This window comes from Mucilaginibacter sp. PAMC 26640, from assembly GCA_001596135.1.
Lineage (GTDB): Bacteria > Bacteroidota > Bacteroidia > Sphingobacteriales > Sphingobacteriaceae > Mucilaginibacter.
In genome coordinates, this window is the sequence record CP014773.1 from 2,746,112 (window position 1) to 2,761,638 (window position 15,527).

Sequence of the window (15,527 nt, forward strand, 5' to 3'; positions counted from 1 at the left end):
AAATGCGTGGTGATAAAAATTGTTCTTGTGTTCAAGAACATGCAAGGGAAAACAATGCAATTTTAATGAAAATATTGTAAAATGCAAATTTAATAAAAAAATAACACTAAGTGTTTAATTTTTTAGATTTTTGGGGCTAAATTAAACACCCCGCTATGATATCCCGCCAGCAACTGATCGGTCAGATAAAACAAAAAAAATCTTTTTTATGCGTTGGACTGGATACCGATATAGATAAAATCCCCGGGTTTTTAAAGGCATATCCTGATCCTGTTTTTGAATTTAATAAACGAATCATTGATGCTACCAAAGATTTGTGTATAGCTTATAAACCCAATGCTGCGTTTTACGAATGCCGCGGGTTAAAAGGATTACAAAGCCTTATTTCCACCTATGAATACCTCCCGAAAGATGTTCTTAGTATTATAGATGCGAAGCGTGGCGATATTGGAAATACATCGGATAATTATGCAAGGGCATTTTTTGATGAAGAAAACAGCGGTATGGGCTTCGATGCGATCACAGTGACACCTTATATGGGGCACGATAGTGTTACTCCTTATTTAAAGTATGCTGGTAAGTGGATCATTATATTGGCATTAACCTCATCTGTGGGCAGTAAAGACTTCCAGTATCTGGAAAACGGCGAAGGTTACCTTTACGAAACCGTGATACAGAAAGCGAATACCTGGGCGGGGGCCGACAGGCTGATGTTTGTCGTCGGGGCAACAAAAAGCACCGAATTCACTAATATCCGTAAGTATGCACCAGACAACTTTTTACTGGTCCCCGGCGTTGGTGCACAGGGTGGCAGTTTGGAAGAAGTTTGCAAATACGGCATGACGCCGGATTGCGGCCTTATCATTAACGCCTCCCGTTCTATCATCTATGCCAGTAACGGCGAAGATTTTGCAGAAGCGGCCAGGGCTGAGGCGCTGAGTTTGCAGCAGCAGATGCAAGCCGAGTTGGAAAAGGCAGGAGTGCTTTAATTATCATGAAAACAAAGCATATCACAGATTTTATTTAGATCTTTCATGGTGCCGATAGCAGATTTGCAGGCGGGGTTTTTACAGATGTAAAACTGGCAGACGAGTGGATTAATAAGCATAAGTTGACAGGACTATTATCAAAATATCCTGTTAATAAAGGCGTATATGACTGGGCAATTGAAAATAGTCTTTTTGAAATGAAAAGGGAAAATCAAAAAGAGCCGTTGTTTATTTAAAATTTCAGCACAGCCAGTCAAGATCATTTTCATTATGAAGACGGAGAAAAAGACTATTAAAGTCGATCTGTTTAATGGCTTGCATCTTCAAACAAACATAGGTCCTTAGCAGTTGCAATTAAATGAAGTTACAAAAGTGGCAAATAGGGCTTGCCGGGATAGCAGCGGCGGCTTTTATAGTGGGTTTCTCTTCCTGTGTATCTATCCCAAAAGGTGCAAAAGCAGTTAGTCCCTTTAATAAAGACAAATACCTGGGCAAATGGTACGAGATCTGCCGGATGGATTTTAAATTCGAAAAGAACTTAAATAACGTTACCGCCAACTATACCCTTAAAAATAACGGCTCTATCCGCGTGGATAACCGGGGTTACAACTACGTTAAGAAAGAATGGAAGCAGAGCATAGGTAAAGCAAAGTTTGTTGATGGGGATGATGTTGCAAGGTTAAAGGTTTCATTCTTTGGTCCATTTTATGCCGGTTATAATGTGATCGCGATTGATAAAGACTATAAGTATGCCATGATTGCCGGAAACGATCTGGATTTTCTTTGGCTGTTGTCACGGGAAACTTCAATACCTCCGGCCATTGTTACCGATTACCTAAAACAGGCCCAGGCACTGGGCTACAACGTTAATAAATTAGTTTGGACAAAGCACGATCATTGAAATCAGTCCAGCACGACGGATATTAATCACCTCAAATAATGCAATCAAAAAAAGTATTGATATCCGGTGCCAGCATTGCTGGGCCCACGTTGGCTTATTGGCTACATAAATACGGCTTTGAAGTAACTGTAATTGAGCGGTCGCCGGAATTGCGGATGGGTGGCCAAAATATAGATATCAGGGATGCCGCCAGAAAGGTAACTGAAAAGATGGGCATCACCAATCAAATATTAGCTGCCAATACCGGGGAATTAGGGATTCAGTTTATTGATGACAAGAATGTAGTGCGCGCCTCCTTTCCGGCTACTGGTGCCGATAGCTTTACCAGCGAAATGGAGATCATCAGGGGCGACCTTGTCAATATCTTGTACCAGCAAACTAAAGACAATGTTAATTACATCTTCGGCAAATATATTACCGCAATTGATGATCAGGTAAAAGGTGTAACGGTTACTTTCAGCGATGGGCAGCAGGCCGAGTTCCACCTGGTTATCGCTGCGGATGGGGTACGTTCTAAAACAAGGGAACTGATGTTTGGTACCGAAGCCGAACTAAAGTACATCGGTTTATACAATGCCTATCTCACCATCCCCAAAACAAAAACGGATACTAACTGGGCTCGCTGGTACAATGCGCCCGGATCTCGGGTCATACTGTTGCGCCCGGATAACGAGGGCAACACAAGGGCATCGTTCAGCTTTTTAGCCAAGGATGCCAATTATCGGAACTTATCCCGCGAAGATCAAAAAAAGTTTTTAATAATGAAGCTGACAGGCGCAGGCTGGGAAGCTCCCCGCCTCAGCGAGGCAATTGCCGATAGCAAAGATGTGTACTTTGATGCCGTAAGCCAGGTGAAAGCCCCGCGATGGTCAAAGGGCAGGCTGGCTATGATAGGGGATGCTGCATATTGCCCAACGCCTATTAGCGGCATGGGTACATCGCTAGCTATACTTGGCGCCTATATGCTGGCAGGTGAACTAGCACAAAATGTGGATCATAGCAAAGCGTTCGAAGCATTTGAAACCAAACTGAGGCCCTACGTTACTACCGTACAAAAACTTCCGCCGGGAGCACCATGGATAGTTCATCCGAAATCGGCATTTGGGGTGAAAGTAGTGAATATGATAGCAAGTATTGCTGCAAGCGAATTTGTAAAGCAGATTGGTAAGATCTTCAAAAGCAAAACGGAAAAACCAAAGAAGGAAGAATTTTTGCTACCGGATTACGATAGTTTAGTTTCGGTAAAATATCGTTACTAAAATTACGCAGCGGTTAACATCATCTTTTATGTAACTCCATTGAAAATTTCATAACTATTGGCATAATTGACTCGTATTTTACTAAATTACCGCCCAATTAATGCTGTACTTATGAAAAAATGCCTTACTCTGCTTGTTGTTACGTCGTTTGTCGCCACAGCTTTCGCCCAAAGCGATAAAAAACATTTTCAGCCCAAAGATTTTTATAAGATACCAACTGTAAGCGACCCACAGGTTTCACCGGATGGTAAATGGGTGGCTTATGGCGTATCTGAAGTAGATACAGCTAAGGATAAGCGGGTATCGCACCTGTGGATGCAAAGCTGGGATGGCAAAACTTCCATCCAACTAACCCACGGCCCAGAAGCCGCAGCTAAAGCACGCTGGAGCCCCGATGGCCTGTACCTGGCCTTCTTATCATCGCGCGAATCAAAAAACGGGTCGCAGGTATGGCTCCTGGACCGCCGGGGCGGGGAAGCCAAAAAGCTAACCGACATAAAAGGTGATCTGAGTGATTATGATTGGAGCCCCGACGGTAAAAAGATGGTGCTGGTGATCCAGGATCCGGAAAATAAGGGGAAGGAAGCACCTAAAACGCCCAAGCCTATTGTTGTTGACCGTTACCATTTTAAGCAGGATTATGAGGGTTACCTGGAACACCTGCGCAACCACTTATATGTATTGGATATTAATACTAAAAAACTGGATACGTTAACCAAAGGGGAGTTCGAAGAAAAATCGCCTGTATGGTCGCCTAATGGTACGCGCATAGCATTTGTAAGCAACCACGACCAGGATCCCGACCGGAGCGAGAACAGCGATATATTCACTATGGAACCAAAAGCAAATGCTACAGTAACTCAGCTCACTACCTGGAAAGGTCATGATGTTAGCCCGCAATGGAGCCCTGATGGAAAGCAAATAGCCTACCTGCGCCAGGATAGTGAAGGTTATAATATGTATGCCGAAAATATTGTGTGTTTGATGAATGCTGATGGCAATAACAATAAACTGCTGACCAAAGAGCTGGACCGCACCGCAGACAACCTTGCCTGGGGCAAAGACGGAAAAGCGCTAGCTTTTACTGTTGATGATGACAGGGAACGATATTTGGCCACTTACAGTCTGCAAAATAAAAAGATCAGTATCATACCAGCTACCCGCGGTAAAAGAAGCATGAACGATATCGTTGCGCAGGGGAAAAATAACTGGGCCGTAACCATGAGTACGCCTTATTTGCCTCATGAGATCTACGCGCTGGAAGATGGAAAGCTACGCCGCCTTACATTTCAGCAGCAGGATTGGGTAAGCAAAGTCACTCTATCCCAGGTAACGGGCTTTCGTTCTGTAAGTAAGGATGGGACGAAGATCTCGGGTGTGTTGTACCGCCCGGATAGTTCCAGTACCAAAAAGATGCCCTTCATCCTGTTTGTGCATGGGGGGCCTGTTGGGCAGGATGATTATAGTTTCGATCCAACCTGCCAGGCTTTGGCTAACGCCGGATATGCGGTGGCTACGGTAAACTACAGGGGCAGCTCTGGCAGGGGCATCGCCTTTACCAAGAGCATTGCAGCCGACTGGGGAAACCGCGAAGTTATTGATCTTCATGGCGCGGTGGATGAGTTGGTGAAGCAAGGAATTGCGGACCCGGATAAATTGGGCGTAGGCGGCTGGAGCTACGGCGGTATCACTACCGATTTTCTAATCGCCAGCGATACCCGTTTCAAAGCAGCAGCAAGCGGTGCGGGCAGCGCACTGCAAATGGCCAATTACGGTATCGATCAATATATTTTGCAGTACGATAATGAACTGGGACAGCCCTGGAAGAATCCGGATATATATACCAAAATCTCTTACCCTTTTCTGCACGCCGACAGGATAAAAACGCCGGTGCTGTTTATGTCGGGATTGAAGGATTTTAACGTACCTACTGCCGGCAGCGAGCAAATGTACCAGGCACTAAAATCGCTGGGTGTACCTACAGAACTGATCCTTTATCCCAACCAGAATCATGGCATCAGTATCCCAAGCTACCAGGTGGATAGGGTGGAGCGGTATATCAAATGGTATGATAAGTATTTAAAGCAATAGAGCCTTATTGCTGCTTATAACAGACAAAGGCCAACTTACGATTCAAGTTGGCCTTTGCTGTAAAATTGAACAGCGCCAGACAGGTCATCAGAACCTGTCTGATCTGCGATACCCCGGCCGGATTGTTCAATAAAATTTATACCTCTAGTTTACCCTCGATTGAATCATCTAAGGTTTTCCCTAGAGCTGCACCTGCCAATTGTTTTACAAAGGCTACTGCATTGCCATGTTTGTTATCCCAATAATAAGCCTGGGTCGGTTCAACCTTTACAACGGCTATGCGGTGGTCATCTTCACCTTCGGTAAACCAGGTTTTAAGGATAGGTTTCCAAAATTCTTTGATCTTTTCTTTGTCATCGCTTAATGTTACTACGCCGTATACGTCCAGATAATCTGAATATTTGGAGCCCTGGAAGAAAAGCTGCGCCAACGGTTCGGCTTGCAATTCGCTGTAGGTATGGCTATCATTAGCGATTAAAAACCATAAGTTACCTTCATCATCAACGTCCTGAACGGTCATTGGTCGTGCGGAGGCAGGTAAACCAGTTTTTATATTACTCAGGAAAAAGCAGGTTTTTGCATCTTCAGCAAGGCTTTTTAGCTTTTCTACAGCCTCAGTCCCGGCCAGGTTTTTAAAGTTATCTTCGGGTTGGTTTTGATTGATACTGTTCATGATAGATTATGTTATAATGATAATCTATTAACTTTTGGGAAAAGGAAATGTTTTTAATATTTACATTGTCATCCTGAAGAACGAAGGATCTATTAAGGGCATACATTACGTGCCATTTCTGTCGGTTAACAGATGCTTCCTTCGTCAGCATGACACAGGCTGTTTGTAGTTATTTTACATTGTCATCCTAAGGAACGAAGGATCTATTACGCGCCATGTATTTCGCGCCATTTCTGTCGGTTAACAGATGCTTCCTTCGTCAGCATGACACAGGCTGTTTTTAATATTTACATTGTCATCCTGAGAAACGAAGGATCTATTAAGGGCCATACATTACGTGCCATTTCTGTCGGTTAACAGATGCTTCCTTCGTCAGCATGACACAGGCTGTTTGTAGTTATTTTACATTGTCATCCTGAGGAACGAAGAATCTATTACGCGCCATGTATTTCGCGCCATTCCATCGGTTAACAGATGGTTCCTACGTAGGTATGATTGTCATCCCGAAGAAGGAAGGATCTACTCAGGTTCATGCAATACGCGCGAATTCTGTCGGTTCTTTCAATTAACAGATGCATCTTTCGTCAGCATGACAATTTTTACACAGCGAAACTTACCTTCCGCTCGGGGAACTTCGCAGCATAGCCGGTAACGATATTTTTGATATAGTCATTGCCGGGATAGGGGGTAAGGTAGTTCTTTAATTGCTGAATGTTATTGGCATCAAAGTAATGGGATATATAGCCCATGCCATAAAAGCGGCCTTCTTCTATCAGGATGCAGCTATGCTCATCGCCGGTGCGGCCTTCATCACGGATAGCAAAAGTAGGCAGGGCTTTCTTTAGTTCATCGATAGCTGCGGTTACTTTGATATTGTAATCATCGGGTGTTTCATGGCCCTCGCAGGCGCATGAATTTAAATTATTACCTGTGCAGGGCTGGTCGTTCTTTTGGATGAAACACATTTTTGGGCACAGGCTGAAGGTCTCTATCAGGCTATTGAGCAGATTGTAGCCCTCCAGCAGCGAATTGCAGGCATATACCGCGGGCATATGTTTCCGGTGCTTATCCACCGCCAGGCGAAGGTAACCACGCTGGTCCTCATAAGCATAAAGTCCGTAGGTATTCTCAAAGCGCTTTAAAGAGCGGTTGTATTTAGGCCACAAGCGTTTGATCTCCACTGCCTCCAGCACAAAAGCAATCAACTCGGTACCGCAAACCTGGTGACTAACGCGGTGAATGGTTTTCAAAAACTCCTGCCGCTGCGAGCCTGGGTTGTTACCCGAGAAATGACTGCAAACCCTTTTTTTAATATTCTTGGCCTTACCTACATATACCACTTTGCCTTTGTTATCATGGAAGTAGTATACCCCCGGTGCATTTGGCAAAGCTTCTATATCCGCCTTTGGCAGGTTGGCCGGCAGACGCTGTTCTTTTGAATTTTGTTTTAAGGCCTGGCCAATGTGGTTGACAGTATCATTTTTTAGATATAGACTAAATAATTGAGCGGTTGCTTCCGCATCGCCCATAGCACGGTGGCGGCTGTTGTTGCCTATACCTAAGTGACTACACAATTTCCCCAGACTGTATGATAGCAGCCCGGGCATGATCTTGCGGCCCAGCCGAACTGTACAAAGTTTATTGGCATTAAGTTCGTAACCGGCGGCGTTTAAATGATAACGTAAAAAAGAATAATCGAAGTTTACATTGTGTGCTACAAAGATCTGCCCTTTAAGCAGGTGATAGATCTCGTGCGCCACATCCTCAAATAAGGGGGCTGTGCTCACCATCTCGTTAGTGATGCCGGTTAAAGCACGGATATATACCGGGATATCGCGCTGCGGATTCACGAGCGTTTCAAAACGGCGCGTTACCTTTTTGCCATCGTGAATGCATATAGCAATCTCTGTAATGCCATTAGCGCTGGCATGCCCTCCCGTCGTCTCGATATCCACTATGGCGTACATAATTCAAATGTACTATATTTTTGCTAATTATTTTAGTTAAAAAATGAAAAAAAAATCAGGGTTGTGATAGGTTGGAAGGGCTGAGTTGTAAGAAATCTTGTCCAATTATTATTCGCATGTAATAAACCTTTTTTAACATCTTTTCCCTCTCGGGGGGGCATTAATTCACAAAAAAAGCCTGGCAGTAAAACTACCAGGCTTAAAATCTATCTTTCGGGCTTTCGGTCATCCGACTGTCGGACTCCCAAAAACCTACTTTTTCTTCGTCTGCACTTGTTGCTGCTGGCGCATCATTTCTTCCAGCTTTGCGCTGAAACCGGTTTTCTTTTTAGTATCCTCAGGTTTCTTTTTGTTCTCCTGGATCTGGGCGTGGATCTTTTTATCATCTACCATGAACTTGATCAGGTACTGCTGTAAAAAGGTTAGCATATTGGCCAGGAAGTAGTAATAGTTCAAACCTGAAGGGTAGTTGTTCAGCGTGATGAGGAAAATCAGCGGGGTAATGTACCCTATGTATTTCATCTGCCCGGTTGCACCCGAGATCTGGTTATTGAAGTACGTATAGATCAACGTAGAGATCGTCATCAACAAACACATCAAGCTGATGTGCGATACACCAAATATAGGAGAGAACGTAATTACCGCATCGTAAGTCGACAAATCATGCATCCATAAAAAACTCTGTCCGCGCAGTTCAAACAAACTTGGGAAAAAACGGAAGAATGCAATTACAATTGGCATCTGTATCACCAGTGGCAAACAGCCTCCCAGTGGGTTTACACCGGCTTTTTTGTAAAGCTTCAGGTACTCCTGTTGTAACAGGGTAGGATTATCTTCGCCAACCTTAGTTTTGATCTCATCCATCTCCGGCTTTAGCACCCGCATCTTAGCCATAGATAAGTACGACTTATAAGTAAGCGGCGATAACACCAGTTTAAGAATAATGGTCAATACCAGGATGATAATCCCGTAGTTCCAGTTAAATTTATTCAGGATATTAAAAATGGGTAACGTGGCAAACTGGTTAATATATTTTAACGGACCCGGGCCCAGGTTAACAATCTTTTGCAGATCATAACCCTGATCTTTTAAAGTAGAATAACGGTTTGGGCCGAAGTAAAACTGCAAAGGTGTTGCACCGGCAGCATCGCGGCCAAAGGCTAAATTAGCCTTCATTTGTTTTACGTCTGTAGTATCATTTACATCAACACTTACCGCCAGGCTCGATTTGCTGATGCCGCTGGTAGCGATTAATCCGTTAGAGAAGAAGTGCTGTTTAAACACTACCCACTGCAGTTTTTTGTCATTAATGTCTTTAGCATCGTCTTTACCTTCGCTCAGGTAATCAACATCGTTCTCTGTGTTTTTATAGTAAACAGTAGAATACTGGCGCTCTTGCTTGATATCTTTTTCCTGTTTGTGAAGGCTTGCAGACCAGCTTACGTTTACCGTGCCGCTGTTAGCTATCACCTGGTCTAACCCTACCGGTTTAATGGTGAGACCCAGTTTAAATCCGGTACCTTTTAAGGTATAAATATAATCAATGTATTGGGTAGGGCTGTAACTAAGGCGCATGGTAAGCGATGATGAATCGCTGCCGGTAACTTTAAGTGTTTGTGTGCTTGGCTTAAAGTACAGGTCGTTGGTATTGATCTGCTTGCCGGCTGCATTAAAGTTGAGGCCAAAGCTATTGTTGGCACCACTAAACAAGATCAGTGGTTTTTTATCGAAGGTTTTAAATTTCTTCAGTTCAGCCTCAGCAACGCGGCCGCCTTTTGTTGAAATTTTTAGGCTAAGCTCATCGTTTTCGATGGTCACAAACTGATCGGCACCTACGGTTGCAGCGCCAAACGGGCTTTTTAAAACAGCCGAATCAACAGTAGCAGTCTTTTTTGTGGTATCAAATTTGGCTGTTGTGGCAGCTGCGGCAGGTTTGACGCCTGCTTTTTTCATCGAATCCAGGTGAACTCTTTCTTTCTCTTTTTTTATGTCAGCCTCGCTCGGCTTCATAAAGTATATAGAGGCGCCCATGATGAGCATGATCAGGAATAATCCTGTAAACGTATTTCTATCCATTATCTAATATATCGTATGACCAAAGCCTGCAGGTTTTGTTACAACCGTAGGAGGGGTCAGCACACTTTTTTTATTGTTTTTACCGTACTAATTCTTGCGGGCATAAGCCATCGAAGCGGCGACAAAGTTAATAAAAAGTGGATGCGGATTAGCAACTGTTGATTTTAATTCCGGGTGGAACTGTGCGCCCACAAAAAACGGGTGATTTTTCAACTCAACTACCTCAACCAAACCGTTTTCCGGGTTGATGCCCGATGGCAGCAGGCCAGCCGTTTCGTATTGTTTCAGGTACTCGTTATTAAACTCGTAACGGTGGCGGTGCCGTTCGGTGATATGCGTGGTACCGTAAGCCAGTGCCGCTTTGCTGCCTTTTCTTAAATCGCATGGGTAAGATCCCAAACGCATGGTGCCACCTTTATTCACTACATGTTTTTGGTCCTCCATCATGGCGATAACCGGGTTAGGGGTATCAGGATTCATCTCTGTACTGCTCGCATCCTTTAAACTCAGCACATGGCGGCCAAATTCTACAACTGCGCATTGCATGCCCAGGCAGATGCCGAAGAATGGAATATTATTTTCGCGCACATAGCGGATCGCCTCAATTTTACCCTCAAAACCGCGCTCGCCAAAACCAGGTGCAACCAGTACGCCGTGCAGGCCTTTCAGTTTTTCAACCGCATTCTCCACTGTTAAGGCTTCGGATGGGATGTATTGTACTTTTACCTTGCACTCGTTTTTAGCGCCGGCATGGATAAAAGATTCGATGATAGACTTGTAAGCGTCCGGCAGTTCCACATATTTACCTACCAGGCCAATGCGTACCTCTGAGGTAGGGTTTTTTAAACGACCAAGAAAATCTTTCCAGTTATCCAGGTTTGGCTCATTCTTGTGCGAGAGTTTCAATTTGGTTAATACCGTTTTATCCAGCTGTTCTTTCAGCATTAGCAACGGCACATCATATATAGTTGATGCATCCATGCTTTCGATCACTGCATTGATATTCACGTTACAAAACAGCGCAATTTTCTTTCTAATGTCGGCGTTGATATGGTGCTCGGTACGGCAAACCAAAATATCCGGCTGAATACCATACTCCAAAAGCATTTTTACCGAGTGCTGCGTAGGCTTGGTTTTCAATTCGCCTGCAGCAGCTAAATAAGGGATCAGCGTAAGGTGGATAACCAGTGCATTACCGCTGCCGGCTTCCCATTTAAACTGACGTACAGCTTCCACAAAGGGAAGGGACTCGATATCGCCCACCGTACCGCCAATTTCTGTAATTACGATGTCGTAGTCGCCGGTTTCGCCCAGGATACGCATATTGCGTTTGATCTCGTCGGTAATATGGGGTACAACCTGTACGGTTTTACCTAAAAAAGCGCCTTCGCGTTCGCGGTTGATCACATTCTGGTAAATACGACCGGTTGTGATGTTATTGGCTTTTGAGGTTGGGGTGTTTAAAAACCGCTCGTAATGACCAAGGTCCAGGTCGGTTTCTGCACCATCTTCAGTAACATAGCATTCGCCATGCTCGTAAGGGTTAAGCGTTCCCGGGTCAATGTTAATATAAGGGTCGAACTTTTGGATGGTAACGCGGTAACCGCGGGCCTGGAGGAGTTTAGCTAATGAGGCAGAAATAATGCCCTTGCCTAATGACGAGGTAACGCCACCCGTAACAAAAATGTATTTAGTCATGAGATTTTTTGAAATCCCGGCAGTGCAAATGCGCCCCTTGCCGATGTTTGTGTACGGGGTACAAAAGTAGGAAAAAAAGCGGGATTTGCAGCCTAGAAATGTAAATGTGGAAAAGCAGGAGACGTGGACTGGCCTTACCTTAATAAACCGCTAGTAGGATGAACATTTAGCCCCTGTTTAGCATTTTCACTGTGCCATTATCGTAAAATGCCTGAACCAATATAAGAATCTTCTGCTAAATTATCTGTTCTGCGATGAACACCGACTGTAAACTCACACTGCGTGCGAGGCGCGGTAAAAGCAAATGTTTACACGTTTTAGGATACAATTTTAAAATGTGCTTATGAGTGTTGAAGGCATGTTATAACTTGGTGCTATTCAGTACCATACCTGCCAGGGTGTAGTTGCCTATATAATTGCTCACATACCGATTACTACTCATATGAAAAAAGCTATTTACAAATCAATTGCCGTGTTGTTGATAACAAGCATCATCTTAATTTACCCGGCATGCAGAAAAGATGAATTGATTAAGCCCGCCAGCACAGAAGTTGCAGACCCGGTACTGAAGAATGCGAAGCAGGCATCGCTTATCATCAGTAATCCAATCATTGTAAGCACGTTTGTAAAAAATGCATTTGGTAACAGGATCTGTAGCGATGGAACTGGTAATTTGTATACTACTATATCTAATGAAGGTGTATTTAAAATTAGCCCAACAGGCGTAGTAACTCCTTTTTATATTAAAAGAGCAAATTTTTTCGGTATTAAGGCAGCAAAGAACGGCGATATCTACGTAACAATGGGGGCCGAAAATATGGTAGCAAAAATATCACAGAAGGGTGTTTTTACCCCTATCAATGTAAGTGTGGGGCTGCAATCGCCGTATGATTTGGCAGTGGCGCCTGACAATACTTTGTACATAGCGGATACAGGCCATAACAGAATTGTCAAAGTTACCCCAGACGGTATATCATCTGTGCTTGCCGGAGCCGGCGTTGAAGGCTTACGCGATGGTTTAGGCACTGCCGCAACCTTTAATAATTTAACCACCATAAAGCTTTCTGCAGATGGTTTTCTTTGGGTAATAAACGGAAATGTCACCAGGCCGTACAAAAGTGTAAGGCGGGTAACACTGCAGGGTGCAGTAACTACCATTAAAGTGATTCCCTTTGTATTTGGTAATGACGAAATTCAAAATACGCTCATAACTGATGTGGCGATTGCAAAAAGGGACAAAAATTTTAACAGGTCGCCTCAGGAGAACTTGTTTTTGACTTACCTGATTGCCAAAGTAACGCACATGACCACAACTGGCGTGGAGACACCGATATCTCAAAATACTGTTTTTCAAGTTACGGATGGCCCAATTGAAACGGCAGAATTCGGCGGTAGTTCGGGCATTTGTCTTAACGATAATAAAATGTATATTCTTGACAATCATTTCAATGTGATTAGAAAATTAATCAAAACCGATAAGTAAGGCGGATTTAAGCAATTAGTCGGTGCAGTGGAAATATCAACCAGATGCCGGTTTCAGAGTTTTACAGTGAAACACCGGATATATGCCAACACAATCAGGAGTGGTGCGGTGAAAACACCGACCACAGGCTGGAAACGGGATTTGCGGCCTATAAATGTGAATGTGGAAATGCAGGGGACGTGGATCTGCCTTGCCTGGAAAACCAATCATAGGCTTATAGAATTGCTTAGTTAATAACTATATTGCTGATCAATAAGCCACCACTATGAGCAAACATATTTTTGATCGGCTAAAGGCCGGAGAGCTGGTCATGCTGGATGATCCGGAAATACATAAGGTTAATGCGATTTTTACGCGGACCCTAGCCTTAATACCATCACTAAATGCAGCAACCAGTAATGAAGAAGTTCGGAATAAGTTTAGCGGGATAATTTGCAGCGATATAGATGAAAGTACGGTATTGATTGCTCCGATATATACCAATTTCGGCCGTTTTATTAAGCTTGGCAAGGATGTATTTATTAATCATGCCTGCTCATTTCTCGATCTGGGCAGCATCACGCTGGAAGACCACGTTCTGATCGGCCCCAAAGTGAACTTGATCACTGAAAACCATCCCATGGACCCCGCAACAAGAAGAGGCTTAGTTTGCAAACCTATATTGATCAAAAGAAAAGCCTGGATTGGGGCCGGTGCTACAATACTGCCGGGAGTCACGGTTGGCGAAAATGCCATTGTTGCCGCAGGGGCGGTAGTAAGTAAAGATGTGCCCGATAACACGGTGGTTGGCGGGGTTCCTGCGAAAGTTATTAAGGTAATTGATGCCTAACGTGATCGATCAAAGCTTCAAATATTAGCAGGATGGTGCGTGAAATGCGGTATGAAAAATTTAATGCCGCATTTCATTACGCTACTGTTCTATCCAACCCGTTTCCTCCTTATTTTTCACCAAGGCATATTTTCCATAGGTAGCTAGAAGGCTTACTTTTTCACCAGCATTTAATGTTTTTTTGCTTGGTGCGTTGGCGCTGTCGGGTGCATCATAGAGCTGCTGATTGCCTTTAAGGGTGATGATGCGAATATTACTTGCTTCGGTAACCAGTTTGCTGCTGATGAAGCCCATTTGTCCGTCGGGCAGGGCAATTTTATACCAACCCGCTGTGGCGGCATCTACTTTTAAGGCAGTGTTAAGTGCAAGCGTTTGCAAGACTACGGCCTTGTCGGATGGTATGCTATACAGCCTGGTGCTTTTAGCGTTGGTACGTACGGTGGCATTCAGGTTTTCCAGGTTGGCAGCTATTGGGAGCGGTTGCCTGGTTTCTTTATTTATAAACACGAACGGGTCGATAGCGCCACCGTTTGTATAAATCCCGAAATGCAGGTGCGGCGGCGTAGTGCGGGCATTCCCGGTATTACCCACCAGGCCAAGCGTATCACCAATGGAAACTGTTTGTCCGTTTTGCACCAGCTGCACATCCAGATGGGCGTAATACAAATTGTAGTCGGCATTGTCTGGCCGCATGAATACTACATTACCACCAAGGTTGTTAACGCCAACATTGGTCACCGTTCCATTTGCGGCTGCAATGGCCGGTGTGCGTTTGGGGGCAAAAATGTCTATCCCTTCATGCTTGCGGCCGCCTTCGTCGCGGCCGTCGCCCCAAAAACTGCCGATGTTTGGCTTGCCGGATGCCGCTACCGGGAAACCCAACGAAGGACCGGCAGTCACGGTGAGCGTATACTCCCCGCTGCGCAACAACTCCGGCTGGAGGCGCAGGATGTACTTACTGGTTTGCTTTACTTCAAATTCAAGCACAGCGCCAAGGGTATCTGCCGATGTTGCCAATTTTGACTGATCGGGCAGGTTTTCCAGGAACAGATCGAGATAGATGTTGAAATTGGTAGCTGGTTTTTTGGTGATGGCGATGCGCAGTTTTTGCCCCCTTTTGGCTTCGAAGCGTAATGCCGTGCCACCTGCTTTTTCATCAGAGAAGTAGCCGGTCTCTTTGTAAGGGATATTGATATTAAGCGGCTTGCTGATAACTGCATCCGCATACTGCAGCCAGGCGTTGCCCAATGCAGTATTGGCTAATCCAGCATCTTTAAGCTTTTGGCCATACGCATCATGTGGCGAAAGTTTTTTAAATAAGGCCAATGGGCCACGTTTGCTGCAGGAGCTTGCCACGACAGATAAAAGGAAGATGGCTGCGAGTTTGCTTTTTAACATAATGGTTTGTTATTTAAGCAAACCTGTTGTAGGGTGGAAAGTTTTAGCGGATAGAACATTGGGGGCAGTCTTGAACCTTCTCAATAAGCTGTAATGCATCAAACGCATATTTGCAACCTGGTTTGAGTTGCTGCCGGGTCAGCAGTATGCCTGATTTTTTTGC

11 protein-coding genes are annotated in these 15,527 nt (G+C 44.4%); 6 read left to right on the forward strand and 5 right to left on the reverse strand.

Annotated features, from left to right (window positions below):
* Positions 1-158 precede the first annotated feature (158 nt).
* From A0256_12000 to A0256_12015, 4 genes are all read left to right on the forward strand, one after another.
* Positions 159-989: an orotidine 5'-phosphate decarboxylase gene (locus A0256_12000; protein ID AMR34524.1), complete on the forward strand. Its 831-nt coding sequence runs from the start codon at positions 159-161 to the stop codon at positions 987-989.
* A gap of 358 nt (positions 990-1,347) precedes the next feature.
* Positions 1,348-1,890 (forward strand): lipocalin, encoded by a 543-nt coding sequence (locus A0256_12005; protein AMR32091.1) that lies wholly within the window; start codon positions 1,348-1,350, stop codon positions 1,888-1,890.
* A 38-nt stretch (positions 1,891-1,928) separates the two neighbouring features.
* Complete coding sequence (locus A0256_12010; protein ID AMR32092.1) at positions 1,929-3,149, forward strand: FAD-binding monooxygenase; 1,221 nt, start codon at positions 1,929-1,931, stop codon at positions 3,147-3,149.
* 111 nt (positions 3,150-3,260) lie between these two features.
* Positions 3,261-5,240, forward strand: a complete 1,980-nt coding sequence (locus A0256_12015) for a peptidase S9 (GenBank protein AMR32093.1) — start codon at positions 3,261-3,263, stop codon at positions 5,238-5,240.
* Between the two features lie 136 nt (positions 5,241-5,376).
* Here A0256_12015 and A0256_12020 read toward each other — a convergent pair whose 3' ends face one another.
* The 4 genes from A0256_12020 to A0256_12035 all read right to left on the reverse strand — a co-directional run bounded on the left by A0256_12020 (position 5,377) and on the right by A0256_12035 (position 11,654).
* Entirely contained in the window at positions 5,377-5,913 is a 537-nt protein-coding gene (locus tag A0256_12020) for a general stress protein (protein ID AMR32094.1), read from the reverse strand.
* 599 nt (positions 5,914-6,512) lie between these two features.
* A complete protein-coding gene (locus A0256_12025; protein AMR32095.1) occupies positions 6,513-7,880 on the reverse strand; it encodes a DNA polymerase III subunit epsilon in 1,368 nt (455 codons plus the stop codon).
* Between the two features lie 252 nt (positions 7,881-8,132).
* Positions 8,133-9,956, reverse strand: a complete 1,824-nt coding sequence (locus A0256_12030) for a preprotein translocase YidC (protein AMR32096.1) — start codon at positions 9,954-9,956, stop codon at positions 8,133-8,135.
* Between the two features lie 87 nt (positions 9,957-10,043).
* Entirely contained in the window at positions 10,044-11,654 is a 1,611-nt protein-coding gene (locus A0256_12035; GenBank protein ID AMR32097.1) for a CTP synthetase, read from the reverse strand.
* Positions 11,655-12,096: 442 nt separating this feature from the next.
* On the opposite strand from A0256_12035, the gene A0256_12040 reads away from it, so the two are divergent.
* Both A0256_12040 and A0256_12045 read left to right on the forward strand, forming a co-directional pair.
* Positions 12,097-13,137, forward strand: coding sequence for a hypothetical protein (locus A0256_12040; GenBank protein ID AMR32098.1), 1,041 nt, complete (start codon positions 12,097-12,099; stop codon positions 13,135-13,137).
* A 265-nt stretch (positions 13,138-13,402) separates the two neighbouring features.
* Positions 13,403-13,966 (forward strand): acetyltransferase, encoded by a 564-nt coding sequence (locus tag A0256_12045; protein AMR32099.1) that lies wholly within the window; start codon positions 13,403-13,405, stop codon positions 13,964-13,966.
* Positions 13,967-14,047: 81 nt separating this feature from the next.
* On the opposite strand, the gene A0256_12050 is transcribed toward A0256_12045, so the two are convergent.
* A complete protein-coding gene (locus tag A0256_12050; protein ID AMR32100.1) occupies positions 14,048-15,364 on the reverse strand; it encodes a hypothetical protein in 1,317 nt (438 codons plus the stop codon).
* Positions 15,365-15,527: the final 163 nt, after the last annotated feature.